This window comes from Thermoactinomyces sp. CICC 23799 (assembly GCF_016055145.1).
In the GTDB taxonomy this organism is placed as follows: Bacteria; Bacillota; Bacilli; order Thermoactinomycetales; family Thermoactinomycetaceae; genus Thermoactinomyces; species Thermoactinomyces intermedius.
The window spans coordinates 1-26185 of record NZ_JAECVV010000013.1; the positions used below are offsets into that span (position 1 = coordinate 1).

General features: G+C 40.6%; 32 protein-coding genes and 2 pseudogenes. 27 read left to right on the plus strand and 7 right to left on the minus strand.

What is annotated here, in order from left to right; genetic code table 11:
• The 19 genes and pseudogenes from I8U21_RS14275 to I8U21_RS14365 all read left to right on the plus strand — a co-directional run.
• A pseudogene (locus I8U21_RS14275) lies at positions 1–616 on the plus strand (hypothetical protein); the annotation flags it as partial.
• Positions 617–657: 41 nt separating this feature from the next.
• A complete protein-coding gene (locus I8U21_RS14280) occupies positions 658–1179 on the plus strand; it encodes a hypothetical protein (protein WP_121873905.1) in 522 nt (173 codons plus the stop codon).
• A 118-nt stretch (positions 1180–1297) separates the two neighbouring features.
• Entirely contained in the window at positions 1298–1561 is a 264-nt protein-coding gene (locus I8U21_RS14285) for a hypothetical protein (RefSeq protein ID WP_198054160.1), read from the plus strand.
• 347 nt (positions 1562–1908) lie between these two features.
• A complete protein-coding gene (locus I8U21_RS14290; protein ID WP_198054161.1) occupies positions 1909–2331 on the plus strand; it encodes a hypothetical protein in 423 nt (140 codons plus the stop codon).
• 91 nt (positions 2332–2422) lie between these two features.
• Positions 2423–2821 (plus strand): tetratricopeptide repeat protein, encoded by a 399-nt coding sequence (locus I8U21_RS14295; protein WP_198054162.1) that lies wholly within the window; start codon positions 2423–2425, stop codon positions 2819–2821.
• A complete protein-coding gene (locus tag I8U21_RS14300) occupies positions 2794–3081 on the plus strand; it encodes a hypothetical protein (RefSeq protein ID WP_198054163.1) in 288 nt (95 codons plus the stop codon). Before I8U21_RS14295 ends, I8U21_RS14300 begins: the two co-directional genes overlap by 28 nt.
• A gap of 91 nt (positions 3082–3172) precedes the next feature.
• Positions 3173–4426 (plus strand): hypothetical protein, encoded by a 1254-nt coding sequence (locus I8U21_RS14305; protein ID WP_198054164.1) that lies wholly within the window; start codon positions 3173–3175, stop codon positions 4424–4426.
• Positions 4427–4464: 38 nt separating this feature from the next.
• The gene (locus I8U21_RS14310) at positions 4465–5025 is read left to right on the plus strand and encodes a hypothetical protein (RefSeq protein ID WP_198054165.1); all 561 of its coding nucleotides are present in this window, start codon (positions 4465–4467) and stop codon (positions 5023–5025) included.
• Positions 5026–5469: 444 nt separating this feature from the next.
• Positions 5470–5787, plus strand: coding sequence for a DUF600 domain-containing protein (locus tag I8U21_RS14315; RefSeq protein ID WP_370527097.1), 318 nt, complete (start codon positions 5470–5472; stop codon positions 5785–5787).
• 71 nt (positions 5788–5858) lie between these two features.
• Positions 5859–5996, plus strand: coding sequence for a hypothetical protein (locus tag I8U21_RS14320; RefSeq protein WP_198054166.1), 138 nt, complete (start codon positions 5859–5861; stop codon positions 5994–5996).
• A 65-nt stretch (positions 5997–6061) separates the two neighbouring features.
• Positions 6062–6394 carry a ribonuclease toxin immunity protein CdiI gene (gene cdiI / locus I8U21_RS14325; RefSeq protein ID WP_156473350.1) on the plus strand — a complete coding sequence of 111 codons (333 nt, stop codon included), beginning with the start codon at positions 6062–6064 and terminating at the stop codon, positions 6392–6394.
• A gap of 333 nt (positions 6395–6727) precedes the next feature.
• A complete protein-coding gene (locus I8U21_RS14330; protein ID WP_037996385.1) occupies positions 6728–6967 on the plus strand; it encodes a hypothetical protein in 240 nt (79 codons plus the stop codon).
• 696 nt (positions 6968–7663) lie between these two features.
• Entirely contained in the window at positions 7664–8086 is a 423-nt protein-coding gene (locus tag I8U21_RS14335) for a hypothetical protein (protein WP_198054167.1), read from the plus strand.
• A 74-nt stretch (positions 8087–8160) separates the two neighbouring features.
• Positions 8161–8835: a tetratricopeptide repeat protein gene (locus tag I8U21_RS14340; protein WP_181733061.1), complete on the plus strand. Its 675-nt coding sequence runs from the start codon at positions 8161–8163 to the stop codon at positions 8833–8835.
• Between the two features lie 52 nt (positions 8836–8887).
• Positions 8888–9877, plus strand: coding sequence for a hypothetical protein (locus tag I8U21_RS14345; protein ID WP_198054168.1), 990 nt, complete (start codon positions 8888–8890; stop codon positions 9875–9877).
• A gap of 60 nt (positions 9878–9937) precedes the next feature.
• A complete protein-coding gene (locus I8U21_RS14350) occupies positions 9938–10291 on the plus strand; it encodes a tetratricopeptide repeat protein (protein ID WP_198054169.1) in 354 nt (117 codons plus the stop codon).
• A gap of 102 nt (positions 10292–10393) precedes the next feature.
• The gene (locus I8U21_RS14355) at positions 10394–11029 is read left to right on the plus strand and encodes a DUF4241 domain-containing protein (RefSeq protein ID WP_052186776.1); all 636 of its coding nucleotides are present in this window, start codon (positions 10394–10396) and stop codon (positions 11027–11029) included.
• Between the two features lie 248 nt (positions 11030–11277).
• On the plus strand, positions 11278–11484 hold the full coding sequence (locus tag I8U21_RS14360) for a hypothetical protein (protein WP_181733065.1): 207 nt from the start codon (positions 11278–11280) through the stop codon (positions 11482–11484).
• A gap of 48 nt (positions 11485–11532) precedes the next feature.
• Positions 11533–11955 (plus strand): hypothetical protein, encoded by a 423-nt coding sequence (locus I8U21_RS14365; protein ID WP_037996393.1) that lies wholly within the window; start codon positions 11533–11535, stop codon positions 11953–11955.
• A gap of 457 nt (positions 11956–12412) precedes the next feature.
• Here the strand turns inward: I8U21_RS14365 and I8U21_RS14370 are convergent, their stop codons facing one another.
• The 5 genes from I8U21_RS14370 to I8U21_RS14390 are packed head-to-tail and all read right to left on the minus strand — an operon-like array spanning position 12413 to position 16819.
• Positions 12413–13843 carry a HAMP domain-containing sensor histidine kinase gene (locus I8U21_RS14370; RefSeq protein ID WP_198054170.1) on the minus strand — a complete coding sequence of 477 codons (1431 nt, stop codon included), beginning with the start codon at positions 13841–13843 and terminating at the stop codon, positions 12413–12415.
• Positions 13840–14541, minus strand: coding sequence for a response regulator transcription factor (locus tag I8U21_RS14375; RefSeq protein ID WP_181733067.1), 702 nt, complete (start codon positions 14539–14541; stop codon positions 13840–13842). Before I8U21_RS14375 ends, I8U21_RS14370 begins: the two co-directional genes overlap by 4 nt.
• 9 nt (positions 14542–14550) lie before the next feature.
• Entirely contained in the window at positions 14551–15348 is a 798-nt protein-coding gene (locus I8U21_RS14380; RefSeq protein ID WP_181733068.1) for a lantibiotic immunity ABC transporter MutG family permease subunit, read from the minus strand.
• Positions 15348–16106 (minus strand): lantibiotic immunity ABC transporter MutE/EpiE family permease subunit, encoded by a 759-nt coding sequence (locus I8U21_RS14385; protein ID WP_181733069.1) that lies wholly within the window; start codon positions 16104–16106, stop codon positions 15348–15350. The genes I8U21_RS14380 and I8U21_RS14385 overlap by 1 nt, the downstream gene beginning before the upstream one ends.
• Positions 16106–16819: a lantibiotic protection ABC transporter ATP-binding protein gene (locus I8U21_RS14390; protein ID WP_198054171.1), complete on the minus strand. Its 714-nt coding sequence runs from the start codon at positions 16817–16819 to the stop codon at positions 16106–16108. The genes I8U21_RS14385 and I8U21_RS14390 overlap by 1 nt, the downstream gene beginning before the upstream one ends.
• Positions 16820–17090: 271 nt before the next feature.
• On the opposite strand from I8U21_RS14390, the gene I8U21_RS15365 reads away from it, so the two are divergent.
• The 3 genes from I8U21_RS15365 (at position 17091) to I8U21_RS15215 (ending at position 19920) form a co-directional block, all read left to right on the plus strand.
• The gene (locus tag I8U21_RS15365; protein WP_198054172.1) at positions 17091–18395 is read left to right on the plus strand and encodes an EndoU domain-containing protein; all 1305 of its coding nucleotides are present in this window, start codon (positions 17091–17093) and stop codon (positions 18393–18395) included.
• A gap of 9 nt (positions 18396–18404) precedes the next feature.
• Positions 18405–18932 (plus strand): hypothetical protein, encoded by a 528-nt coding sequence (locus tag I8U21_RS14400; protein ID WP_181733072.1) that lies wholly within the window; start codon positions 18405–18407, stop codon positions 18930–18932.
• Positions 18933–19143: 211 nt separating this feature from the next.
• Positions 19144–19920, plus strand: a complete 777-nt coding sequence (locus tag I8U21_RS15215) for a DMT family transporter (RefSeq protein WP_370527098.1) — start codon at positions 19144–19146, stop codon at positions 19918–19920.
• Between the two features lie 42 nt (positions 19921–19962).
• Here the strand turns inward: I8U21_RS15215 and I8U21_RS14410 are convergent, their stop codons facing one another.
• Both I8U21_RS14410 and I8U21_RS14415 read right to left on the minus strand, forming a co-directional pair.
• Entirely contained in the window at positions 19963–20757 is a 795-nt protein-coding gene (locus I8U21_RS14410; protein WP_198054173.1) for an SDR family NAD(P)-dependent oxidoreductase, read from the minus strand.
• A gap of 29 nt (positions 20758–20786) precedes the next feature.
• Positions 20787–21722 (minus strand): aldo/keto reductase, encoded by a 936-nt coding sequence (locus I8U21_RS14415; protein ID WP_181733075.1) that lies wholly within the window; start codon positions 21720–21722, stop codon positions 20787–20789.
• A 211-nt stretch (positions 21723–21933) separates the two neighbouring features.
• Between I8U21_RS14415 and I8U21_RS14420 the strand changes: the two genes are divergently transcribed.
• The 5 genes and pseudogenes from I8U21_RS14420 to I8U21_RS14440 all read left to right on the plus strand — a co-directional run.
• On the plus strand, positions 21934–22278 hold the full coding sequence (locus I8U21_RS14420) for a winged helix-turn-helix transcriptional regulator (protein ID WP_309544840.1): 345 nt from the start codon (positions 21934–21936) through the stop codon (positions 22276–22278).
• Between the two features lie 65 nt (positions 22279–22343).
• The gene (locus I8U21_RS14425; protein WP_181733077.1) at positions 22344–22766 is read left to right on the plus strand and encodes a hypothetical protein; all 423 of its coding nucleotides are present in this window, start codon (positions 22344–22346) and stop codon (positions 22764–22766) included.
• Between the two features lie 158 nt (positions 22767–22924).
• Positions 22925–24187: a GntP family permease gene (locus I8U21_RS14430; protein WP_198054174.1), complete on the plus strand. Its 1263-nt coding sequence runs from the start codon at positions 22925–22927 to the stop codon at positions 24185–24187.
• A 22-nt stretch (positions 24188–24209) separates the two neighbouring features.
• Positions 24210–25367: a glycerate kinase gene (locus tag I8U21_RS14435; RefSeq protein WP_181733078.1), complete on the plus strand. Its 1158-nt coding sequence runs from the start codon at positions 24210–24212 to the stop codon at positions 25365–25367.
• 212 nt (positions 25368–25579) lie between these two features.
• Positions 25580–26185, plus strand: a pseudogene (locus I8U21_RS14440) (hypothetical protein); the annotation flags it as partial.

Sequence of the window (26185 nt, forward strand, 5' to 3'; positions counted from 1 at the left end):
AGCCCAAAGAAATGATTTAATCAAAAATACTCCTTTGCCTAATCAAAATTCGAATCAAGCCTATCAAGAATACTTTGAAAAAATTCTTGGCAAAAAACAAAACAGTGTAACGGGGAAAGACTTGGCATTGCCAGATTCCTTAGTGAATATACCTGGAGATCAATTGAGAAAATGGATGGAAGACGGAAGAATCAGGGCTGCAAATCCACATGATCTGGATAATTATTTGAAGAATTTCAAAAATATCACCGTTCAAGTTGATAGTAATATATTTATTTCTTTAGACAAAAATGCAATGAAACATATATTGGAAAGTCATCATCCAAAGTACTTTAATCCAAAAGTAAGAACAACTAGAAGTGGGGACTATAAAGATACTACTCTATTGCCAAGTAAAATGTCAGAAAAAGACGTCGAAGATGTGCTAACAATGATTATTATACAAGAAAAAGAAAATATTCGTAAAAACGCAAGAAAACCATATAATTTTCAGGTAGGTAAAATAAATGCAATTGAAGTTGATGGTATTCAATATGTAGTAGGCTTTAAAGATAATATTTATTCCAATGGGAAAGTAATCCGTCGAGTCGGCCAATTCTACCCTAAAGTAAAATAATATATAACTACTATTTCTCAATTTTTAAGGAGATGTTTTTAATGTTTGAGGTTCATTCTTATATTTATTTACCCATAGACGCTCCAGATCTGGATGTACCTGATGAAATTGAAGTTACTGAAACAAGTTTAATAAGAAAAATCGATCCTTATCTTGATCATAATTATTTAGATGGTCATATAGAATTAAATTATTATCAAGAACCTATTTTATCAAAAAAACAATTTGATCTTATTGATCAGCTTTGGGCGGAACTTATTGATTTAACTTTAAGGGCTATTTACGATAAAGAAAGTAAAGGGTATTTTCCGGATCGTCCACTAGAAATGGAAATGAAAATATTGCAAAAGGGGATTGTTTTATTTTTGTTAGAGGAGAAAAAATGGTATTTGCCCAAAAGGGATTTTTTCCTGACAATTATTGATGGAGGGATTGATTTTTTTAAACATATGAATTTGGGGCTGTCTAAAGAAAATGCCATCCGATATGGGTATGCCAAAACATATAAAGAATGTTTCACAGCAAGGTCAATTATATTGGATTATTTAAAAAAGAATGTGTAGAAGTGAAATCAGAAAGAAAACAATTCCTGTGAGCCATTCCTAAGCAGCCTGTAGACAGCAGGCTGCTTTTTATATGTAACATTTTCATACAGATAAAAACATACACGAAACAGCTGAGATGATTACCTACCAAATATTTGGCGGATTGCTAAAGAATGTCCCACAAGAAATTTTTGATTTTGCTAGAGAAAGAAGTATAACGATTAGAGATGAAAAAGGGAATATATTTAATTTAGATAGGGTGATTAAAGATGAATTTCGAAGGTTTTGGAACTTCCGTTATAAGGAATTAGGTTTACCACTTCCAAAGAAGAAGCCAAAAGATATCATGAGAAGAAAATGCCTTATGTTGTCGGGACGAAAAGATGAAGTATGTCGTTAAAATGAACTTTAATCTGTCTTATTGTGGAATCATTTATCTTGATTCAAATCCTGAACATATTCATTCTGATGCATTTATTAAAGTGGATAACGGTTTATTTTTAAAAGAAAGAAGAGTTCGTTTAGATGGGAATTTAGTTTCCTATCTTTATGAAGCCGATGGAAAGTATACGAAAAAGGTATTTGGTAAAAAAATAAACTCCGTGAGGTATCTGAGCATACAAAGGATGTAAGTGATTACTTCCGTAACATGGTTGAATTTGGGGACTATGATTCAATTTTGCCCGAGGGACTAATGAATCATACCAGCTTTATGAAAGAGGTTCATGAAAAATCAGGAGGGAAACAATGAACCAATTATTTCAATATTGGTTGATGGAAATGGGAGACAGGCTCGATGAATTGATTGAAGAAATGCCTGCACAATTGATGCTTGACTATAGTCCGGAATCACTACTTCGTTTAGAAGGGTGGATTTTAAAAACATATCCCACGGTGGGAGATATTCTTAAAGAAACTGAAAAAAGAAGATTAGATTCTTTAGCACGATACGTAGGGCAAGTATATCGAAAAAATTTAAATGGCAAGTGGAAACTTTTTTTAGATGATTCAAATAATGTGTACTACGAATTACCGGTTATTCTGATTTCAGGATTGGATCCAATTTGCCCATTGACTGAGGTAACAGCCTGTGTAGATCGACGAAAAGGAGATTATATATATGGTTTATTTCAAAAAAAAGCAAAACGAATAAGTGATGGCATTAATTAAATTGGATAAGGAAAAGGGAATACACTGATCGAATCAGGCCGGTGGAAAAAGTGATTGAACATCCTGGAATTCCTTAAGGAGAGAGTCTGAAATGGATTCATCTTTAGCGGAGAAAATAATCAAATTGAGTAAAAAAGGTGCCCATGAAGAAGAGATTGAAAGATTTTTGGATCAGCATGTGGCGCATCATTCGGATGACGTGGAAGCATGGATCCGGTTGGGTGTATTGGTTTTCGAGCCCCCTATTGGTGATTTTGAGAAAAGCATCAATTGCTTAAGAAAGGCTGTCGAAGTGAAACCGGACTATTTGGAAGCCCTTTTGATTTTGATGCGAATGCAGAATTACATTTATCGTGAGGTTGATGAAGATGTATACCAATTGCTTCATCACTATCAGCCAAGGAACCGTGAAGAGCAATCGTTGATTGAGTATGCCAAAGCGTGGTATTTTGAAGGAAAAAAATGGATGAAGAATATGCCCGTCATTTAGAAAAATCGATTTCAGCTTATCCAAAATATGTGTTGAATCATATTTCATTAGGGAAATACTATTTGAAAAAAAATCAAAAAGAAAAAGCCAAATCACATTTTTTAAAAGGAATGAAAAATGTCCGGCAGATCTACCGGGTGAATGTTGATCCGTCTCCTCTTGTAGCCGATTATCATGATTTTATTGATGAGAAAATTAAGGGTATACATATATCATCTGAAACTTATGATTTGATAAAAGAAGAGGCTCAATCGATGTAATCAATAAATAAAATCTTGAGTTATTTTAATCAACAGGTGACAGTGCTGGATAGCACTGTCTTTTTCATGTGTTCAGCCAAGGACATGATATTTGGCGGATTGCCTTGCCGGCAGCTTCTTTAAAGGATTGGGTAAAGCACTTTGGGATGCCCTCAAAGGGATCGCCGATATCATAGCACATCCCATTGAAACATTAAAAAATTTGTTTCATGCGATTGCCCATCCGATTGATACCATCAAAGCAATTTGGCAATCTGTTTCCGAATCGTTTATACGTGATGTGATCCACGGGGATGCGAAAAGCCGTGCAGAATGGTTTGGCTATGCGCTTGGAGAAATTGTCTTGGCTGTGGTGGGAACCAAAGGTGCGGACAAAGTCGGCAAAATGGCAAGGGCAAGCAAATTGGCGAGAAAAGGAAGCGGTTTGCTTGAAAAACTGCCCGCCCCCGTACAAAAAGTACAAAAAGTGTTTACCAAAGACTTTTGGAAAAATGCAGCCGGCACTCTTTCCCGCAAGTTAAACATCAATTGGAAGAACGCGGCAATTACCGGTGTAACCGGAACGGCACTCACAGTGCTTGGATACTTTGGAATCCCCAAAATTGCCCCTGCGGCCATGAAGGTATACAAAAAGCTGGATTGCCTGGTTTATGAACAACCGGCAGACAGCTATGTGGCCATGATGCTGTTGCCTAGAGGGAGTTGTGAACGAGGCAGGAGTAACCAAACTATAAACTTAGCCCAAAGAAATGATTTAATCAAAAATACTCCTTTGCCTAATCAAAATTCGAATCAAGCCTATCAAGAATACTTTGAAAAAATTCTTGGCAAAAAACGTAACAGTGTAACCGGGAAAGACTTGGCATTGCCGGATTCTCCTGTGAATATACCAGGAGAACAAATGAAAAAATGGATAGAAGATGGAAGAATCAGATCCGCAAATCCAGATAAATTGAATAATTACTTAAAAAATTTTAAAAGTATTTCTATTCAGGTTGATAGTAATATATTTGTTACTATAGATAAAAAAGCAATGAAACATATATTAGAAAGCCATCATCCACAATACTTTAATCCAAATGTACGGAAAAACAAAAGCCAAAATACCTTAATTCCAAGCAGAATGACAGCCGAGAATGTTGAAGAGATACTAAACAAGATTATCAAGCAAGAAAAAGAAATTATTAGTCAAAATGCTAAAAAAAGATCACAATTTCAATTAGGTATAAATGAAGAAATAAGTATCGATGGGGTTAAATATGTAGTAGGTTTTGTAAGAGAAATTAATAATTCGAATGAAAGAATAATTCGTTTAGTTGGTCAATTATATCCAAAAGTAGAATAAAAATTATAATGATATCTTGGTATAAGGAGCTGGGTTTTATGTTCAAAGTCCGATCTTATATCTTTGTACCGGAAAACATCCCGGATCCAGATATATTAGAATCAAAAGGAATTATAGTAGTTCCTTCATTAAAGGAAAAAGCCATTGAGGTCACAAATACGGATTTGTTGAAGAAATTAGATCCTTATCTGGATCATCGTTATTTAGAGGGTTACATTGAATTAAGCTATTATGATGAACCTGTTCTATCAGAATATTATTCGGATTTAATTGATCAACTTTGGGATTATCTTCTCAATTTAACCTTAGAGGCTATTGAACATAAAGAAAGTACATATTACTTTCCGGATCAGCCGGTAAGAATGAATTTGAAAATATTGCAAAAAGGGTTTGTTTTATTTTCAATTGAGGATAAAAATTGGTGTTTACCTAAAAAAGAATTTTTTCTCGTATTGGTTCAAGGTTTTACGGAATTTTATAAACAGATGATTTTAGGTTTATCTAAAGAAACAGTAACTCGCTATGCTTATGACAAAGGTTATGAACAAGCCGAAGAAGATCGCTCAGTCATCTTGGATTATTTAAAAAAGAATGTGTAGAAGTGAAGAAAGCAAACAATTCTCCTGTGATTCATTCCTAAGTAGCCTGTAATAGCGGGCTGCTTTTTGTATGTAACATTTTTATGCAGATAAAGGCTTTGTGAGTAAAATCAAGGTAGTACATGTTAGATAATAAGGAAGTTAAAGTAATATGGGAATTCCTGCATGTATTTTAATGCCAAGGGTGGAATATACCCCTGAAAAACTTTTGGCTGATGCGGTTGTTTCTTCGTTTCGGGCCAATTTAGGCTTTTATTGCAGTAATACGAAGAGGTATAAATAAGGGTGATTAATTTATGGAAAAAGTATTTGAAGATTACTTTTCGGAGTTACAGGGTGAAATAGTGGCTATTTGTGCAGAGTATGCAGATTATATAAGCAGATGAGATTTATATTTACTGCTCTTATGAAGATAAAATGTATTCATTTAACGTGTTTTATAAAATGAACGGGAAGGTGGTTCATAAACACCGGTTAAACGAAACATTGGAAGAGGGACAACGTGAAAGGTTAGATGTTTCAAGAGAAAGACAAAGGAGTATGCTTAAAATCGGACTGGGTTATTTAGAGGAGATTCACAAGAAGTGTCAAGAATTTAACAGAGATATGCCAACTGAAATCAAAATTCATTATAATGCTAAAGAGAATAAACTTCGAGCAAGATATCAGTATGATCCAGTCTGGTCTGATACCAAAGAGCTAGCTCCACCAGATATTTTTATTTCTTGGTTTGAGGAAGTGAAGAAAGCAAATCAAAGGTGATTCTTTATTGGAGAAGGTTTGACTGTTTATGATCCTAAAATTTATCGGATATTCTATGGGGAAAAGAAGCCGTGGCTGAAGGATTATCTAATAAAAGAATTAAAGGAAGAACAGTCAAAGGATATAGCAAGAATGGAATGAAATTTGTTGGTTATCTGGATAATCAGGGGAAAATAAAAAATTTTTATCCAGTGTTTGTTGAGGAGTAATGAGAAATGTGCAATTTTGAAGAAGAAACTTATAAAGTCATGGAAACTATAGAAGAAAAAGAATTATGTATCAGCATTTTTTTAGTTTGGTTGGAAATTTTAATTTTGTGGATTGTTTAAACAACTTTAAAAACAAAAGAGGTTTTGGTATAGAAGAAGTGATGATTTTATTTCGGCAAAGTTTTGATGAATGGGAACGTTTCCGTTGTCAAGAAAATGAAGTTGCTCTGGTCATGTATTATCCGGCTGCTGAGGAAGATACCATCGGATACATGGACTTTAAGGAGTTTTATCCTTATGTGTATAAACGTGCACAAGAGTATATTTCAAGTCACCCGAAAAGAAAAGAAGAAGTGACCCGACTGTTAAAGGAAATCAAGGAAAGCTGGGGAATATAAGATTAAGCATAAGGTTGTCGAAGATGACAATGCCCCTTGGCTTTTTAAAATTGCTATAAAGAAAAATAAACAGAGCCCCCAACTGCATGTGCAGTGTTGGGGGGTTTTGTTTGAACAAAAGTGAATTTGAATCCAAGGAGAAAATGAAGTAAAACCAAAAACAACTGGCGGAAAGGAAGAAGTTTGCTTGAAAAACTGCCCGCCCCCGTACAAAAAGTGTTTACCAAAGACTTTTGAAAAAATGCCGCCAGCACTCTTTCCCGAAAGTTAAATATCAATTAGAAGAACGCGGCAATTACCGCTTTGGGCGCTAAGAAGAGGGGGGAGATTACAATGGACAAATTCATCAAATCAAAAGAAGAATTAATAGTTACAGTTAGAAAGCTAATCAATGTAGAATTCTCTGAAGAAGAAGAGACTGAGATTTTGTCATTATTGGAAAAATCAGTACCTGATTTTAAAGAATTAATGAGGTTGATTTATTGGAGTGATAATAAACTTACTCCAGAAGAAATCGTTGAAAAGGTACTAAGATATCAGCCAATTATTATACCTCCGCCAAGTGATGATTAATAGTATTTGGATTTTGGAGTCATTTTGAGAGAATGGCTCCTATTTTATGACCCTAAAATTTATTTGGTTGATCAAATGATTAATAGGATATGCTGATTTAGCAAGAATGTCATGTCCAATCTCTTGTCATGAGCGGTTGGCCAAGTATAATGGGGGTCAACTGATGATGTATGAGTATATGATTTATGGTGTAGCTGACAAATCGTTGCGGGTAGTTAAAAACGATTTGGAAAAAGCCTTAAAAATTCAATTCGAGTATCGTGAAAGCAGTTATTAGGGAGAGTACTATAAGGCGAAACTTGGGGATTTTCAGGAAATACGAGTTTATTACAATTATGTGGATGAGGATTGGGAGGAAAGAAATTTCAGAGAATATTCCGTCTTGATCAGGTTGAATGAACTGAAGAATCTTCCAGAGGTCATGAAAAAAATGAAGGAACATGTTCCTTATGCAAGACTCATCAGGAAGATTGAGCTGATTTCCCAGACCCGCAGAAAAGAATACTTGTTTATTCATGAAAAGCCAATACTTATACTGGACAAAGAATATAAGAAATGATCGCGATGACAAGGAATTTAAGATCATTTGCTGTTGGGAAGAGAGATGGATCGTTATTTAAAGAAATAGTTCTTGGAAAATGAAAACAAGGTCTGGCTATACAAGAAAGAGGTTCATGAAAAATCAGGGGGGAAACAATGAACCGATTATTTCAATATTGGTTGATGGAAATGGGAGACAGGCTCGATGAATTGATTGAAGAAATGCCTGCACAATTGATGCTTGATTATAGTCCCGAATCACTACTTCGGTTAGAAGAGTGGATTTTAAAAACATATCCCACAGTGGGAGATATTCTGAAGGAAACTGAAAAAAGAAAGTTAGATTCTTTAGCACGATACGTAGGGCAAGTATATCGAAAAAATTTAAATGGCAAGTGGAAACTTTTTTTAGATGATTCAAATAATGTGTACTACGAATTACCGGTTATTCTGATTTCAGGATTGGATCCAATTTGCCCATTGACTGAGGTAACAGCCTGTGTAGATCGACGAAAAGGAGATTATATATATGGTTTATTTCAAAAAAAAGCAAAACGAATAAGTGATGGCATTAATTAAATTGGATAAGGAAAAGGGAATACACTGATCGAATCAGTCCAGTGAAAAAAAGTGATTGATCTTGGATTTTCTTAATGAGTGAGTTTGAAATGAATTCATCTTTAGCGGAGAAGATCACCAAATTAAATGAAGAAGGTGTCCATGAAGAAGAAATTGAAAGATTTTTGGATCAGCATTTAATAAAATACCCGGATGATGTGGAAGCATGGGTCCGGTTGGGTGTATTGGTTTTCGAGCCACCTATTGGGGATTTTGAGAAAAGTGTGGATTGTTTAAGAAAGGCTGTCGAAGTGAAACCGGATTGCTTGGAAGCTCTTTTGATTTTGATGAGAATGCAGTATACTGCGTATGCTGAGATTGACGAAGATGTATACAAATTGCTTCATCACTATCAGCCAAGGAGTCGTGAGGAGCGATCGTTGATTGAGTTCGCCAAAGCGTGGTACTTTGAATGCAAAAAGATGGATGAAGAATATGCCCGTCATTTAGAAAAATCGATTACAGTTTATCCAAAATATGTGTTGAATTATATTGCATTAGGAAATTACTATGAAGAAAAAGGTCAGAAAGAAAAAGCTAAATCACTTTTTTTAAAAGGAATGAAAAATGTCCGGCAGATCTACCGGGTGAATGGTGGCCTGGATCCTCTTGTATTCGATTATCATGAATATATCAATGAAAAAATTAAGGGGATCCATTTATCTTTATCATCTGTAACTTATAAATTGATAAAAGAAGGGGTTAATTGATATAATCAAAAAATAAAATCCTGTCCTGAGTTGTTTTGATAAGCAGGTGACAGTGCTGGAAAGCACTGTCTTTTTCATGGGTTCAGCGCTATGGAGGTGTAACGAAAAATTTCCTTTTTCTGCAAAAGACAAGGAGGAAAATCATACAGATTATGACCATGAAAAGTCAGGAGGAAAAACGATGAATGGATTCCCGTATTTTGAATGCCAACTTCCAATTTATACAGAAAAAGATATACATGAAACAGATATACATGAAATAGCGGAGATGATATCCAACCAATTATTTGGCGGTTTACCTTTTGGAGGGTTGGAAGACTACATTTATAAGGAAATTCCTGCCATATATATCGACAGTCCCATTTTAGGATTTGAAATCATCGTTGCAGGTTTTAATGAAGAAGATTGGGAATTATTAATAGGTGATGAAGAGCGATATTATTTTTTGGATATTGTTAATTATCCAATTCTTTATTCTGCAATAAATAGAACGAAAGGGGTAATAAGGGGGGAAAACCTCGATATTACGGGATATGTTGCAACTCTGCTTAAAGGGACGGAAGGAATAGAAATCAGGGATAAAATCTTAGAAGAGGATGGATATATTGATTTAGATATCGATGAAGAGGAAACACATCCTGATAACCTGTCAGCGAAGCAAAAGATAAAGAATAAGTTTCCTTACTTTATCTGTCATCTCCCGTTTAATTCCGATAAAGATCTTCACGAAGTGGGGAGAATCATCTCCAAAGCATTGTGTGGTGGATTGCCTTTTAATCTCCTGAAAAATGAACAAGGTCCGGTTTTACAACTGGAACGTACCATTTTGGGACTTCAGATAAAGATTCTTCAAGAAGAGAAAGGATATTGTTTGGAAATTAAGAATGATCCGGACACCATTCCGGATGGTGTGGATACGGTCAATGTGGATATAACCCGGTTTATTGCACTTTCACTGGAAGAATCCATTGTATTTGTAAAAACGGAAGGAGTTGATATCGATTACGATTCCATCCACAAAGAGTTTGTCAAAATAGGGTAAGCTCGCCGGACAGAAGAAGTGGTGAAACAACATGGAATTCTCTAAGGAGAGAATATTAAAATGAATTCATCATTAAAATTGCATGAAGAAGGTGCCCTTGAAGAAGAAATTGAAAGAATTTTGGATCAGCATTTAATAAAATATCCCGATGACGTGGAAGCATGGGTCCGGTTGAGTGTATTGGTTTTCGAGTCTCCTATTGGTGATTTTGAGAAAAGCATCAATTGCTTAAGAAAGGCTGTCGAAGTGAAACCGGACTATTTGGAAGCTCTTTTGATTTTGATGCGAATGCAGAATTACATTTATCGTGAGATTGAAGAAGATCTATACAAATTACTTCATAAAAAATCAAAAAGAAAAAGCCAAATCACATTTTTTAAAAGGGATGTAAAAGAAAAAAAGAAGCCGGGATAAGTAAGGGTTTCGGAGATTTTTTATGGTAAAGAGGGACTGCGGGTGGGAAGTATAATTTCAAGTTTGCTTAGTGGTAATGATTGGTAGAAAGGATTGAGTTTGATGAAAATCAAGGTGCCGGATTTTTGCTACTTTTTTCAAGATGATGTGATATTTGAGACAAGTATAGGAAAAGGAAAAACCAAAAACATTAACATAGGAACATTAAACCTGCCTTCAGGTAAAATTGTTGCATGTGATCCTTTTTTACCCGACACAGATCCATTTGTTAAAGAAATTCCTTCAGGAAATTACCCTGTGATATTAAATATTGTTCATTATGTCGATGATGGTGACGAACGAATAGGAGCTGCAAAAATCAAATTCAAAAACAGCCGGGCCATTCGTTGGGAAATGGCATTATTAGATGGACAAGATTTAAGCAAATTGGAAGAAGATGAGATCTATGGGTATCCGGTGAATAGTGGCACGGGCAGTTTTGCAGACCAAGAAACTTTTCGAAAATATATTAGCATTTTGGATGACAACCCGCAGTATGAAGATCTCCTTTTGGCAGAAATGGAGAAAAATTATGCACCTACAAGAGATTGGTGTAATTTTGAAATAGACTCATCGCTGAATATCATTGCTTTTAAAAGCGGATTGGGTGATGGGTTTTATCCTTCTTATTGGGGATATGATGAGAATAATGAGGTTTGCTGTTTGGTAACAGATTTTGGACTATTTGTAGATGAATAATAAAGGTAAATTCATTAATCCGAACTGCATAACGAAAAGCGGTTCGGATTTTTGTCACCAAGGAGCGGAGCAGTGCATGAATGAAGATTTTGGCGGATTTTATCACTCTTGGTACGTAGAAAGAGCAGTCGTCCAATAACTATGAAGTGTACATATACAACTACAGAAGGAGAGGAAATTATCACTTTCATTCTAACGGAACATATAAGCTTACACCAAGTTACTTTGGACGGCAGGGAGAGGAAAGAGTGGTTGAAATCAAATATCGAATCATCGAAGACTTGGATGAACTGAAAGCGTTCGACCGATACCGCTTTGATGATTGGAGAAATCGAGGGATTCGATTGAACGATAAAGCTTATAATGACGAAACTTACCATGAAAACGGGCTTCGTTTGGGTGAAGAAGGATGGGAACTGATCAATGTCTGGTTTAGCTCCCGGCAATCAAGATAATCGTATTTCTCTGGATTTAGGCCGTTTTTTTAATTGGAGGGGAATTGAGTGAAACAATCAACACGTTTTGATGAAAAAGAATACATTTTAATTAGTTTAAAGCCACAGTTTTATGAACTGATTATGGCAGGGAAGAAAAAGCATGAATTCAGAAACCGGTTCCCAAACAAGAAAATAAATGCTTTTATTTATGTTACAAAGCCAATTGGTGCAATAAAAGCCTTGCTTGAGTTGGATGAACCCATCTGGGAGCCAAAAGATTTGGTCGGTCATGAAGGTGTTGGTGTCCAAGAATTTATTCATGGACAAAAACCGGGGAGAATGGCTCTGCCAATTAAAAATATACACCCGTTGAAGAAAGAGGTTGATTTGACAATTTTGAAGAATGAATTTAATACTTCTGCTCCGCAATCCTATATTTATCTGCATAAGAAACCTGAATTATTAAATTATCTTTTGTCGCTGGTTTAATGTTTTTTATTTCTCACACAGCAAGGAAGTGAAAAGCAGTGGTTGAAATTAAATACCGGATCATCGAGGATCAAATTCCTGTTCGATTCCAAAAGGTGACTAAATATCATTTGTTGAATGAATATGCAGATTAAGTATATATCAGGATATTCATTTTTGTATGCATCATTTTATAGATTTCCGGATTTTTCTGAGTTGCACTCATTGTGTTTCGCTGAAAAAGAAGCAATGATATTTGCCCAAAAGGGATTTTTCCTCGCTTTGATTGAATGAGCTATCTGCTTTTATATACGGTATACCCAATCCTATGAAGTATGCCTCATGGCGAAACTCTCTTGAAAAATTAGACTGACTCTCGAAGGATCATGGAGTTTGACAATCATACAACCAGCATCTGAAGAATAATAGGAGAGCCCCCAAACATTCACCCGGTTTGTTGGGGCTCCTGCCTTTGGATTCAGCAGTTAATCGTTATGCTTATTTTTGCACCGCCTTCTTGCGTGTTTCCCACTTTAATCACACCATTATGTTTGTGGATGATTTTTTGGGAAATGAACAGACCCAAACCATAGTGACCCTTTTCTCCTCGTGACGGGTCTCCTTGATAAAACTTTTTAAATAAATGAGGTATGTCTTTTGCCGAAAATCCCGGGCCTGTATCTGATAATGTGAATTTCATGACTGAATTTTCCAGGTGTGCATGCCATGTTATTTTTCCTTGAGCTGGTGTAAATCTTATACTGTTTGACATCAGGTTATTGAAGACTTGACCCAGTCTTTCCAAATCCAAGGATTGCAGTCGTTTGGATCGTTTATCTTCACAGGTGAATTCAAAAGAGATCTTTTGTTGCCTGCACATCCATTCATATTCCTCGGCTTTTGTTTCAAGAAAAGGAACGATGTCGACCCATTCAGGATTTATTGTAAAATTGGGTTCTTCAATTTTGGAGATTTCATTTAGTTCTTTTACGAGTTGACCTACAAATTGAGTATTTTGATCAATAACTTTGAGGTATCTCTGGACACGGTCCGGTTGGAGGTGTCTTGCGTCAAGTAAAGTTTGTACATGGCCTTGAATAATGGTCAGGGGTGTGCTTAGATCATGGCTGATGGACAAAATCATCTCTCTTCTTTCTTCTTCCAAGCGCCATTCACGCAGTAGGGATTCTTTCAGAGCCAAACGCATTTTCTCAAAGGAGCGCGTTAACTTTCCAATTTCGTTATCCGCCTGATAGTCCAAGGAAAAGTCCAAATCACGTTGCTGGATTCGATGTGCACCCTCAATCAGCGCCTGGACAGGTTCATGAATGGACCGGCCGAATCGCCGGGCGAAAATTAAAGTAAACAGTAAAATGTAAATAAACGGAGATATAATCAACAAGAAGATGATGAAAAAAAAGATGATTTTGGACCAAGAGCGTGTCATGATGGGTTCTAACGCATATTCAATGACAATGGCTCCGCTGAATGTGCCATTGGCGTCAGTTAAAGGAAGGAACTCCCTGATTTTATTGTCTTGTGATAATTTGGTATTCAGTTTTAAAATCAAATCATGCGTGCTTGAGCTGACTGGTTCCGAAATCGAGCCATACAGGATCTTTCCTTTGGAATCCAGAACTTGATATTTAAAGCCTTCGCTCGGTATTACCTTTTCAAGTTGTTCCTTGTTTTCAATTAATAGAAGATCTTTGCCTTGACTGTGGATGAAACGGTGAATGGAAGGGAGTTGCTTTTCATAATGGTTGGCCGGTAACATGAAATAGTCTCCGAATTTTAGCCATAACCCGATGATTAAACCTTGAGTTATAAGAGTTGCCAAGAGACTGAGAGTGATCACCGCGACAAAAGAAATGATGAATTGAGTTTTTAAAGAAAATTTATTGATCATCGGTTACACTTCCATTTGTACCCGATTCCCCAAACCGTGGAAATGTACTCTGTATCTGGATCGGCTGCATAAATCTTGGACCTGATTTTTTTAATATGTTCCGTAATGGTGGTATCATCGCCTGTAGCATCATAACCCCATACTTTCTCATAAATCTGCTCCCTGGAAAACACTTGGCCTGGGTGCAGTGCCAGAAATTCAAGAATTTCAAATTCCCTTCTTGTTAAAGAGATTTCTTTATCCTCCACGTTGACTTGGTGGCCGGACAGGTCAATTTCAAGCTTGCCAAACCTCAGAATGGTTTCTTGTTTATGCGATTGGCGTTTTTCTCTTCGCAAATGAGCATGAACGCGAGCCTTCAATTCCCTGATACTAAACGGTTTTATCAGATAGTCATCTCCACCGACTGCCAACCCTTTGATCCGGTCTGTTTCACTTTGACGTGCACTCAAAAAAATGATGGGGCAGTTAATGCGTTCGCGCAGCTTTGGACAAAGTTCAAATCCATCCACTTCCGGCATCATGACATCCAAGATGATCAGATCCGGGGCAACATTGATTTGTTTTAAAGCTTGTTCTGCATTATAGGCGGTTAAGACATCATATCCCTCATCAAGGAGTGCATCGCGCATAAACGAAACAATCTCCCGTTCGTCATCAATAATAAGGATTTTGTTTTTCAGAATGAACTCCTCCATGTGGATAGTTTAGTCCGGAATCTTTCTTCCTTCCCATTTATTAAACCAAATGCTCCCTCCTGTCACAAGAAATACAAATAACAGGGCACTTAAAACCACGCTCATCAGCGTTTGATGCCAAAAGAACGTTAAAGATGTGATGGATGTTGGAAGATCCATCCCCGGGAAGAAATGTCCTGGCATGAGTGACAGCCGTACCGGCCATGCCCATGGTACGAATGGCCAGATTTTGTTTCCCAGAGAGGTTGCCCCGACTAAAGCCGCCAATATTACTCCTCCGCTTCCTAAACCAATTGCTGCACCAAATCCATATGCCATCCCGATCCAAAGGTGTAAAGCCAGAAGTGGGAGAAGACCAGCTTCAGTGGTTAATACAGCCAATAAAAAGTGGGAATATGGAACATCGATCTCTAAAAACAGCTTCAATCCGCAGAGCAAGCTGAAGACTGCTGACATGCTGCTGACAATCGTTTGTAAAATCAGAATTACCAGTTTCCCCAAGTAATGGGATGTCCGCGAAAATGGACTTCCGAGAAGAGCAATAAAATTCCCTGCAAATTCCTCCTGCTGTACAATTAATCCGGCTAACACGCCAGTACCGACAGGGATGACCAGCGCCGTCCAAAACTCAAAAAAGGACTGATAAATTTTAACCTGTATGTCATTTGATAAGGTTAATTTGGAAAAATACCAAATAAATATCATGGCAGTCAAAACCGGAATGATGAAAATCATCCATCGCCCCGGAGAACGCTTGGTTTTTAACCATTCGGATTTGAGGATTCTCAGGAAAACCGGTGAATTCATCAGCTTATCTCCTTTCGCTGAAACCATAGTGCTGTGAGCAAAGAAAAAATGATTGTCATTCCTATTGAAATGGCTATACCTGTAGGGATGACTGATTCATCAAGTAGTGGATCTCCTGCTTTTAATGGAATTCCATTGGGATGAACACCGACTGTGGGACACATCAGTCGAATCGGCAGACTCCAAGGAATGAGCGCCCATTTTGAGGAAGGAGCCATGATTACTCCCATGATTAATCCCGCGATACCTAATGACATGCTTGCAACAGTTCCCCGACAGACTGCAGCCCACAGCTGCAACGGAATGATTGACAGCGAAGCAATCCACATAATGGATCCGGCAGAGAAAAGTTGAATCCAAGGGATACTTCCTTCTGCACTAATGATTCCCACTAAAATGGTAACGAATAGAATCAGGATCGTTGCAATTAAAAAATAGATTGCCAAAATTATCAGTTTACCTGTCCAAATGACAGCTGGAGGAAGGGAAAGGGTACGCAGATTACGATAATTTCCAGCTCTTTTTTCTTGAACCTGTGTTAAAGAAGCCATGAGTGCAATTCCCATTGGAACAAAAGTGACCGGACTCCAATTGAATATCTGATATAGAAGTTCATCCCAAGGGCGTAAATAGTCCACTGGCATAAATAGTTTTTGTACGACTGCAATCAAAATTAAAAACATGGGAGCCAAGATGGTAAACCTTCTTAAAAATGTACGTTTCGTTTTTAACCATTCGGCACGGATGACGTTGATCATTAAGCAATTCCTCCATTCTGTCCTGTGCCTGTCACCATTTGCATGAAAAGAGATTCCAAATCTTCTCCACGCTTTAACGGACCCTGATATTTTAATTCCCCCTCGCTTATAATTCCTATATAATCAGCGATTTGAGCCACTTGTGAAAGGATATGACTTGACAAGATCACCGTAATTCCTTGCTTTGAGAAGGAAACAATTTGTTTCAGCAGTTCCTGGATTCCGATGGGGTCTAATCCATTGGTGGGTTCGTCCAAAATTAGAAGCTCCGGATTCCCTAATAAGGCAATCGCGATTCCAAGTCTTTGTTTCATACCTAACGAAAATTGGGAGGCTCGCTTCTTTCCTGTATTTTTTAAATCAACCATTTCCAAGACCTCGTATATACGTTGAACGGGTACACCGAGCAAACGCCTGTGTACTTCCAGATTTTCTGTCGCGGTCAAATTTCCATACACTGCCGGAGCTTCGATAAGAGCGCCCATACGTTTAAGATGCTTTCTTCGCCAAGGTTCTCCAAACACTTTGATTTCACCATTACTGGGCTGAAAAAGGCCGGTTAACATTTTTAAAGTGGTGGTTTTTCCTGCACCATTAGGCCCTAACAAACCATAAATGGAGCCAGACGGTATCTGGAGTGAAATCTTGTTTACTGCCAAAGTTTTGCCGTAATACTTTGACAGGTTTTTGGTCTCTAAAATGGAATTTTCCATTTGGATCATCCTTTCGTAATGCTTGAATACACCATTGGTAACGGAGTTCAAAAGCATTATGAAAGGAAAAAATAAAGAAATTATAAAGATTTAATGGATGTACCAGCCTGAAAATTTATGTATTAACCACATGGTTGGCTTGTTAATTCGTAAAAGAAATTCGAGATATTTTTTGATATTGACATTATATTGAAAATAGAATTTAAATTCGCTATGATATTTATATTCAAAGTGGATAACAAGGGTTTACGTCTGCGGGAGGTGCCAAGGCGTGAAAACGCACCGGTATTGGTTGGTTGTCCTTCTTATGATGTTGACCGGATTGGGTGTATTGGGAAGTGGTACGGGATATGCGGACCCGAATACCGGCAGCTTTGAAGTCCCTGAAGTGAAAGAAGATTTTGAAGAGTTTGAAAACAAGCCGGATGCGCAAAAAGAACAGCCGGTCAATGAAACACAAGTGCAGACTGAAGAAAAAGGATATTGGGACCAAACGAAGGAAGCAGTCAAAGAAGGCTGGCATTGGTTGGTCAATGTAGGTTCGGCCTTTATGGATTGGGTGAAAGAAACCGCAGAGGCCTTCTGGGAAGCGTTTGAGAAAATTTTGTCCTTGTTGACATCGGTTGTCATCGTGGCTGTAAGCTTTTTAAAAGGGGTTGCGAAGGCGGTTTATGACACAGTCGAAGGAATTTTTAATATGATAAGACACCCCATCGATACATTAAAAGGTCTGTATGAGGCCATTACCCATCCTGTTGAAACCGCCCAAGCTCTCTGGCAAGTCATTTCGGAATCTTTTATGCGCGATGTGGTCCACGGGGATGCCCGAAGCCGTGCGGAATGGTTTGGCTATGTTTTTGGAGAAATTGGTTTGGCGGTGTTTGGAACCAAAGGATTGGATAAAGTTGGGAAAGCGGCCAAAGCGAGCCGGATGGGACAAAAAGCCGACGAGGTGCTTGGGAAATTGCCAAAGGTGTTTACTGCTGATTTTTGGAAAAATAAGGTCCTCGCCTTTGCTGACAAATTCAATTTGAATTGGAAAACGCTGATTTCCGGTGCAGTCGGTGTATCGCTCGCAGGCCTTTCCTTCTTTGGGATTCCCAAAATCTTCCCGGCTATTATGAAAGTGGTTCAATGCGGGATGAAATCGGTGGCGTATGAGCAGCCGGCAGACAATTATACGGGCATGATCCTGTTGCTCTCATGCAACACCAAGAAACCGAAAAAAGCAGATCCACATAAAGTAGTCAATGAACTGAAGGACTTCCAGAGCAAAACTTATCAGTTTGGGAATGAGACGTTTCTGTTGGATAAAAGCGGCATGAAACACATCTTGGAAAGGCATCACCCGAAATATTGGGATGGAAGCGTGAAACAGAAGCAAACGTTTTTTGACGAGGACATGACAACGGATGAGATTGTGAGCGCAATTGAAACCATCATGCAACAGAATCGGGAAACTTTAATCAAAAAAGGCACCAAGTTTTCTTATCAAATCAGAGGAACTTACAAAGGAAAAAATTATGTAGTCGGTTTCAACAGGGGAAGAGTGGGCCAATTTTATCCTGAAGAGTAGGTGGATTAATTGTTCTATGTAAATTCGTTGATTCTAAAGCCTGGAAAAAAGATCACTGATTTAAAACAGTTAAAGCAAAAGAGAAATGATTACTTTGTGGCAATCGGCAATGCGGATGAGTTAATCGGGATGAAAAGTGAGATCGATTTCCATTATATTCATGGCGCCATTGAATTGATTGATTTGGATTCGGATCAGATTTTGTTGGATGTGGATGCATGGGATTTGGTTGACCAATTGTGGGGGTATCTTCTCGATGTGATGGAACAGGTGGTAAAAACCGGGGAAGGAGAAACGTTATTTCCGGATCAACCCGTCAAGCTGTCCATTCAATCGATTTCAAAGGATTGGGTCCTTTACCGGTTGCAAGCCAATGACAAAGTGGAAGCCGTCTTGCCGAAAAAAGCTTTTTTGGAAGCATTGTTGGATGGGGCAGAGATGTTTTTTCAAACGATGACAGAATGTTTTAAGGAGCAATGTGATTATCAATACGAATTGAACCAAATTCATACTTTGCGAGGGATTTTGAATCAGTGAAGGGCAGTGCGCAAAAAGCACTGCTTCTTTTTACAGGTTGCCGGTAAGGAAATGTTTTTTGGATTCTATGACCTTAATGAGGTGAGTGAAGGTGAAAAAGAATATTCCATTGCAACCTCTCCCTTTATAAGCGTTAAACAGTTGGAAATGGGTTTTGCCTGTCAGTTTTATCTTGACATGGAGCAGTGGAGCAATTTTCGTCAAACTCGGTTTGAAGTATGCCAATCCTTTCACGTTTGTGTTTCTTTGTTTTCTTTTATCAACGGCATTACTCTGGGGCATTTGTTTGATGAGCCGATTCATTTACCCGAAAACGATAAAAGAATGGGGGTACATTGTAGTTACGGGGCTTCTGTTGCAAGCCGGATACCAAATTTTTTATTTTTTTGCACTGGATCAACACATGTCTCCGGGAATGTTGGCAATTATTTTGGGTGCACAACCAATCATTACAGCTTTTTTGGGGGAAAACAAAACCAGATATGAACAGTGGTTTGGGCTTTTTTTAGGGTTAAGCGGATTAATTTTGGTTGTTTTTGATAATATCACAAAGCCAAACTTCACTTTATATGGCTTAATCAGCGCCATTTTGTGCTTGGTCTGTATCACAACCGGTACATTTATGCAAAAGCAAATTCATATCAGTCAGCCGGTCAACATGGCCATTCAATATTCCGGAGGTATTTTGGTTGTTTCAATGTTTCTCCCGTTTTTTGGAGGATGGCATGTTCAATGCAACTCCACCTTTTTGATCAGTTTGTTTTGGATGGCGTTGGTGATCTCGGTTGGCGCTTCCATGATGATGTATTTCATGATCCAAAAAGGAAATCTGACAAATGTCACCAGCTTGTTGTATGCTGTCCCGCCGGTCACCGCACTGCTGGATTACATCATTTTTAAAAATCAACTGTCGTTTATGGCCGGTTTGGGAATGGTTTTTATTATTGCCGGTTTGTTTTTGATTAACCGGCAAGGAAAGATCATATGAGGGCAGTGCTGCTTTCGGACAGACTGCCCTGTATTGATGAGTTTAAAAAATGGTATGAACCAGCCCGCCGTCGATCCGGAGCGAAGCGCCATTGATGGCCGAGGAACGGGGACTGCACAAAAATGCCACAAAAGAGGCAATTTCTTCCGGGCGGATCAGCCGTTGAATCAGGGAGCTCGGCCGGTGTTCGCTCATAAAACGACGTTCCGCTTCCTCCAAAGACATGGTTTCTCCTTGGTATAGCTTTTGGATGTGTTTTTCCACGCCTTCGGTCAGCGTGGATCCGGGCATGACTGTATTGACGGTCACGTTGGTTCCCCGGGTTAATTCCGCCAAGCTTCTGGAGATCGACAGTTGCATGGTTTTGGTTGCACTGTAATGGGCCATCTCCGGAGATGGCATGATGGCAGCTTCACTGGAAATAAAGAGGATTTTTCCTTCATTTCGCTCAAGCATTCCTTTGAGGTAATGGCGGGATAAACGAAGCCCGCTTAAAATATTGGTTTCAAACAGCTTTTGCCATTCTTCATCTCCGGTTTCAAAAAAATCAGCCGGCTCGAAGATTCCGAGGTTGTTGATCAAAATATCGACTTCCGGATGCTTTTGGATGATTTCATTGCATCCGGCTTTGGAGCTCAAATCGGCAACGGCCGGTTCCAGTGATGCTTCGGGCTGGGAAGATTGGATCTCTTTGATGACTTGTTGCACTTTTTCTTCCCGGCGCCCGTTAAAGAGGACGGTGGCCCCTTCTTGAGCAAGCAGTCGGGCGGTTGCTTTTCCGATTCCGGAAGTGGAACCGGTCACGAGCACTTTTTTTTCCTTTAAAAAGAGGTCCATGGATCATTCCCCTTTCTTGTTTGTGTTGTTCAGACGGCGGTCAGCTTGTCAAGCCGTGCAACATCTTCGCCGGTCAGTTTCCATTCGCTCGAAGCGATATTTTGCATGATTTGCTCTTTGTTTTTGGCGCCGGTAATCACGGTGGTGACCGCAGGTTTGGCCAAAAGCCAGTTTACGGCGACTTGTGCCGTCGGTTTGTTGTAACGTTCAGCGACGGTGCGGATTTTCTCCACTTTTTTCAGATTTTCTTCAAAACGCCCTTCTTGGAAAAGCGGATTGAATTGCCGCCGGACATCATTTGAAGACAAGGTGATTGGGGGGGTGAACTTGCCGGTAAGAAGTCCTTGGGCCAGAGGGCTGTAAGGAATAAAGCCCATTCCGTTTTTTTCCGTATAGGGATACTCTGCTTTTTCCACATCCCGTTGAAGCAGGTTGTACAGGGATTGGAGAGAGACGACATTGGCGTATTTGCGGGCTTCTTCCATTTGTTCCACGGAGAAGTTGGAGACGCCGATATAACGGACTTTTCCTTTCTCCACAAGTTCATTGAGGGTTTCCATGGTTTCTTCGATCGGGGTTTGATCATCCGGCCAGTGAACCTGGTACAGATCGATATAGTCTGTGTTCAGGTTTTTCAGGCTTTGGTCAATTTCGCGCAGGATATTTTTCCGGCTGGCATCCTTGACAAAGTCCCCTTTTTCGTTCCAAACCAAGCCGAACTTGGTGGCGATGATCACTTTGTCCCGGACGGGCTTCAGGGCTTTCCCGAGAATGCGTTCGGATTCCCCGAAACCGTAGAAAGGCGCGGTGTCGAAAAAATTGACCCCGTGATCATATGCCGTTTGGATGGCTTCCATGATTTCCTGCTCGTCCACGTTTCCCCAACCGGCTTTTCCGGCTGCCCAGGCTCCGAAGCCGATCACAGAGGCCATTAAGTTACTGTTTCCCAGTCTTCTTTTTTCCATGAGTAATCTCTCCTCGATCCAGGCTGATGATAACGACTTGGTCCGGATGCCGAATGTTCTCGACAGCCGTGGCACTTATTATGTAACATATACTTATATTTTGGAAGTACGTACTTTTTAGTGATATAGATACTTTCCGGTAACACAGGCACTTTTGGGTAACCTTATGAAGCAGAAGTTTCATTGGCGATCGAAGGGAAGGAGGAGTACTGTGAAAACGGAAGAGAAATCTTATAATATCCCGGTTGAGGCGACCTTGGAAGTGATCGGCGGAAAATGGAAAACCGTCATCCTTTGCCATTTGACCCGTGGACCGATGCGGACAAGCGAATTGAAAAGAGCCATGCCGAAGATCACGCAAAAAATGTTGACCCAACAACTGCGCGAATTGGAAAAGGACGGTGTGATCAACCGCATTGTCTATAACCAAGTGCCTCCGAAAGTGGTTTATGAATTGAATGAATTCGGTTGGTCGTTAAAGCCGGTCTTGGACCAAATGTGCGCATGGGGAGAAGAATATATCAAGTGCAAAGCGCAGAAAAAAGTGGAGAAGTAAAAAGGGATTGAACGATGCATGGATCCGATCCATCCTTTGAATAAAAAATAGGGGAGTAGGATTTCATGGAAAGTTGGGAGCGATGGGAGCCGGTTCGCGGGATTCCGGCAAGGCTGTACAATGATTTGTTTTTGGATCATCATGAAGGGGTTCTGTTGGAGTTTAGTGATGAAAACCATGAAAGAAAGGTGAGGGTTTGGTTTGAAAATGGTGTGCTGTCTTATCGGAACACAGACGAAGGATCGCTTTTGAAAACCTGGTATCAATTGGATGAACAATATCGCGATCCTTTTTACAGCCGATGGACGATGTTTAAAGTGAAGAATTCCGCCTATTTAACATGGTTTATTGAACAAAGTATGGGAATTTATGATCCGCGAGAGGTGGAGCATTATGTTTTTATCACTCCAAACGACGTGATTGAGGTTTTATCGGAATTTCCTCCAAAGGTTCAAGTCATGGCGTGTGACTCCAAGGCAGGTGAATAATGAAACAGGCCCCATGTGTAAAAGATGGGGTTTTGCTATGTTTTTTCAGTGGTGATTATTTATAAAAAGTGAAATACCATGATAATCTGAAATGTTTTTATAAATGAAACCGTGTACAATGGGAATAAAACCAAGGACAGACAAGGGGATGAACAGGAATGGAAGTCAGTGCTCTTGGAGCCGTGATTGCACTTGTCATGTCAGTGATTTTGATCCTTCGGAAAGTGCCGCCCGCGTACGGGATGGTGGCCGGTGCGTTGGCCGGCGGATGGATTGGCGGGGCATCTCTCCCTGACACGGTTTCATTGATGATGGAAGGAGCTGAAGGAATGATTCCGGCCACACTCCGGATCCTGGCGGCGGGGATTCTGGCCGGAGTGTTGATGGAGTCCGGAGCGGCAACGACCATTGCCGAAAAAACGGTGGATTGGATCGGGGAGAAAAGAGCGCTGTTGGCTCTGGCCATTGCAACCATGCTGCTCACTGCGGCTGGGGTGTTCATTGATGTGGCGGTGATCACTGTGGCACCGATTGCTCTTGCCATAGCCGGCCGGGTCGGCTTTTCCAAAACAGGCGTCCTGATTGCCATGATCGGCGGCGGGAAGGCAGGCAATCTGATGTCGCCCAATCCCAACTCGATCGCAGCAGCCGAAGCATTTGACGTTTCTTTAACCTCGGTGATGGCCGCCGGGGTGATTCCGGCTGTCTTTGGCATCCTGGTGACGTACATCACGGCATGTAAGCTTTCCCGCAAGGGAAGTCCGGTGTCCTTCAACGGTCTTTCGGATCCGGCCCAAACCGGGCCTCCGAAGTTGCTTCCGGCAATCGTGGCACCGCTTACGGCCATAATCTTGCTCTCGTTGCGCCCGCTGGCCGGGATTGAAATGGATCCCATGGTTGCCTTGCCGGTTGGAGGAATCACCGGGGCTCTCATCATGGGGAAAGCCAAACAGATCAATCAGTATGCCATTGCCGGACTTGAAAAAATGTCCGGGGTGGCCATCATGCTGCTTGGTACCGGAACCTTGGCGGGGATTATTTCCAACTCTCATTTGTCGGATGTGATTATTCAGGCTTTGACGGCTGCCGGGCTCCCGGCCTTTTTATTGGCGCCGTTTTCCGGGGCATTCATGTCAGCGGCGACTGCATCGACCACAGCCGGTACGGTTGCAGCGGGCAGTGTGTTTGGCGGGATGATGATGGAAATGGGCGTGGCGGGACTGGCAGCTGCGGCGATGGTGCATGCCGGTGCGACCGTTTTTGACCATATGCCGCACGGAAGCTTTTTCCATGCCACCGGAGGCAGTGTGATGATGGGAATCAAGGAACGGATGAAATTAATCCCCTTTGAATCCCTCATCGGGCTTACGTTAACCGCCGTATCCACCTTGATCTTCGGTGTTTTCAAGGTCTTTCCGTAATTTTTGAAAAGGAAGTGGAATCATGAAAATTGTCATTGCTCCCGACTCATTCAAAGAAAGCATGTCTGCCATGGATGCGGCCTGTGCTATTGAAAAAGGCTTCAAACAGGTGTTGCCGGATGCCGAATATGTCAAAGTCCCCATGGCCGATGGAGGGGAAGGCACCGTCCGGTCCCTGGTGGATGCAACCGGCGGGGAAATCCGAAAAGAAACGGTCACCGGGCCGTTAGGAACCGCAGTGGAGGCATTTTACGGGCTCACCGGGGACAGAAAAACGGCCGTGATCGAAATGGCGGCGGCTTCCGGCATTCATCTGGTTCCGAAAGAGAAGCGAAACCCGCTTGTGACCACGACAAAAGGAACGGGGGAATTGATCCGGGCCGCATTGGACCAAAGGGTGGAACGGATTGTGATCGGCATCGGAGGCAGTGCGACCAATGACGGAGGGGCCGGCATGGCCCAAGCACTGGGCGCCAGATTGTTGGACAGGGACGGAAATCCGCTGGGATTTGGCGGCGGGGAACTAAGCAAGCTTGATTCAATTGATTTGAGCCAGCTGGACCCCCGGTTAAAAGAAGTGCACATTGAAGTCGCATGCGACGTGGATCATCCGTTGACCGGAAAGCGTGGAGCTTCCGCCGTGTTCGGGCCGCAAAAAGGAGCCACCCCGGAAATGGTGGCCATCCTCGATGCTAACCTGTCCCGTTATGCACAAGTGGTGAAGGAAACTTTGGGAATCGACGTTGACCCGATTCCAGGAGCGGGAGCAGCGGGGGGACTGGGCGCCGGACTGATTGCTTTTTTGGGAGCTTCGTTAAAGCGCGGAGTCGATGTGGTGGCCGAAGCGGTGCAACTGGATAAACACATGGCCCAAGCTTCCTTGGTCATCACCGGGGAGGGGAAAATCGATGGCCAGACCATCCATGGAAAAACCCCCGTCGGCGTTGCCAAACGGGCCAAAAAATACGGGGTTCCCGTGATCGGCATTGCGGGGATGCTCGGAGAAGATTGTGATGCGGTGTACCGGCACGGGATCGATGCCCTTTTCTCCATCGTGCCGGGAACCGTATCACTGGAAACGGCCCTTTTAAACGGGGAGAAGTACACAGAGCAATTGGCCGAAAACCTGGCCAGGTTGATCCGTTTGAAACAGATGGTTGATGGCACGGGGGCTGATTAAAAGTTTCCGTGCTTTTATTTTTTAGTGTAAATTGATTATTCCAAGTGATTAAGATGTTTACGTTCGGAAGTTAAATTTTTTTAGATATTTTTTCGAATATTTAAATGATCTTGAAAAATAGAACTTACATTCGATATCCTTTTAATGCTATAAAAAAATTGAAGGGAACCAAAGATCAACAACGAAAAAATTTCACGGGAGGTTTGACAGGCGTGAACAAGTTTTTGCGCTCATTTTTAGCCCTTCTGATTCTGTTGGCCGGGTCATTGGCTTTGGTTGGCGGCATGGGTTATGCCGAACCCGGGGGATTTGATGTTCCTAAGGTGAATGAAGATTTTGATCAGTTTGAACACACCCCCGCGCCGCAAAAGCAACAACCGATCCATAACACAGAAGTACAGGCCGAAGAAAAAGGATTCTGGGACAAGACGGCCGAATTTTTCAAAGACGGCTGGGAGTGGGTCAGCGAGAAAGGTTCAGAGTTCATCCATTGGACCAAGGAAAAAGTAGCGGATTTCTTGGAAGCATTTGAGAAAATCTTGTCCTTGTTAACGTCGGTTGTGATTGTGGTCGGCAGCTTCTTTAAAGGATTGGGTAAAGCCCTTTGGGATGCCCTCAAAGGGATCGTTGATATCATAGCACATCCCATTGAAACATTAAAAAATTTGTTTCATGCGATTGCCCATCCGATTGATACCATCAAAGCAATTTGGCAATCCGTTTCCGAATCGTTTATACGTGATGTGATCCACGGGGATGCGAAAAGCCGTGCAGAATGGTTTGGCTATGCGCTTGGAGAAATTGTCTTGGCTGTGGTG

Bases quoted from the DNA above. Each gene is read 5' to 3' on its own strand.
- I8U21_RS14280 (WP_121873905.1), top strand. From the start codon at position 658: ATGTTTGAGGTTCATTCTTATATTTATTTACCCATAGACGCTCCAGAT.
- I8U21_RS14285 (WP_198054160.1), top strand. From the start codon at position 1,298: ATGATTACCTACCAAATATTTGGCGGATTGCTAAAGAATGTCCCACAA.
- I8U21_RS14290 (WP_198054161.1), top strand. From the start codon at position 1,909: ATGAACCAATTATTTCAATATTGGTTGATGGAAATGGGAGACAGGCTC.
- I8U21_RS14295 (WP_198054162.1), top strand. From the start codon at position 2,423: ATGGATTCATCTTTAGCGGAGAAAATAATCAAATTGAGTAAAAAAGGT.
- I8U21_RS14300 (WP_198054163.1), top strand. From the start codon at position 2,794: ATGGATGAAGAATATGCCCGTCATTTAGAAAAATCGATTTCAGCTTAT.
- I8U21_RS14310 (WP_198054165.1), top strand. From the start codon at position 4,465: ATGTTCAAAGTCCGATCTTATATCTTTGTACCGGAAAACATCCCGGAT.
- I8U21_RS14315 (WP_370527097.1), top strand. From the start codon at position 5,470: ATGAACGGGAAGGTGGTTCATAAACACCGGTTAAACGAAACATTGGAA.
- cdiI (WP_156473350.1), top strand. From the start codon at position 6,062: ATGTATCAGCATTTTTTTAGTTTGGTTGGAAATTTTAATTTTGTGGAT.
- I8U21_RS14330 (WP_037996385.1), top strand. From the start codon at position 6,728: ATGGACAAATTCATCAAATCAAAAGAAGAATTAATAGTTACAGTTAGA.
- I8U21_RS14335 (WP_198054167.1), top strand. From the start codon at position 7,664: ATGAACCGATTATTTCAATATTGGTTGATGGAAATGGGAGACAGGCTC.
- I8U21_RS14340 (WP_181733061.1), top strand. From the start codon at position 8,161: ATGAGTGAGTTTGAAATGAATTCATCTTTAGCGGAGAAGATCACCAAA.
- I8U21_RS14350 (WP_198054169.1), top strand. From the start codon at position 9,938: ATGAATTCATCATTAAAATTGCATGAAGAAGGTGCCCTTGAAGAAGAA.
- I8U21_RS14355 (WP_052186776.1), top strand. From the start codon at position 10,394: ATGAAAATCAAGGTGCCGGATTTTTGCTACTTTTTTCAAGATGATGTG.
- I8U21_RS14370 (WP_198054170.1), bottom strand. From the start codon at position 13,843: ATGATCAATAAATTTTCTTTAAAAACTCAATTCATCATTTCTTTTGTC.
- I8U21_RS14375 (WP_181733067.1), bottom strand. From the start codon at position 14,541: ATGGAGGAGTTCATTCTGAAAAACAAAATCCTTATTATTGATGACGAA.
- I8U21_RS14380 (WP_181733068.1), bottom strand. From the start codon at position 15,348: ATGAATTCACCGGTTTTCCTGAGAATCCTCAAATCCGAATGGTTAAAA.
- I8U21_RS14385 (WP_181733069.1), bottom strand. From the start codon at position 16,106: ATGATCAACGTCATCCGTGCCGAATGGTTAAAAACGAAACGTACATTT.
- I8U21_RS14390 (WP_198054171.1), bottom strand. From the start codon at position 16,819: ATGGAAAATTCCATTTTAGAGACCAAAAACCTGTCAAAGTATTACGGC.
- I8U21_RS14410 (WP_198054173.1), bottom strand. From the start codon at position 20,757: ATGGACCTCTTTTTAAAGGAAAAAAAAGTGCTCGTGACCGGTTCCACT.
- I8U21_RS14415 (WP_181733075.1), bottom strand. From the start codon at position 21,722: ATGGAAAAAAGAAGACTGGGAAACAGTAACTTAATGGCCTCTGTGATC.
- I8U21_RS14425 (WP_181733077.1), top strand. From the start codon at position 22,344: ATGGAAAGTTGGGAGCGATGGGAGCCGGTTCGCGGGATTCCGGCAAGG.
- I8U21_RS14430 (WP_198054174.1), top strand. From the start codon at position 22,925: ATGGAAGTCAGTGCTCTTGGAGCCGTGATTGCACTTGTCATGTCAGTG.
- I8U21_RS14435 (WP_181733078.1), top strand. From the start codon at position 24,210: ATGAAAATTGTCATTGCTCCCGACTCATTCAAAGAAAGCATGTCTGCC.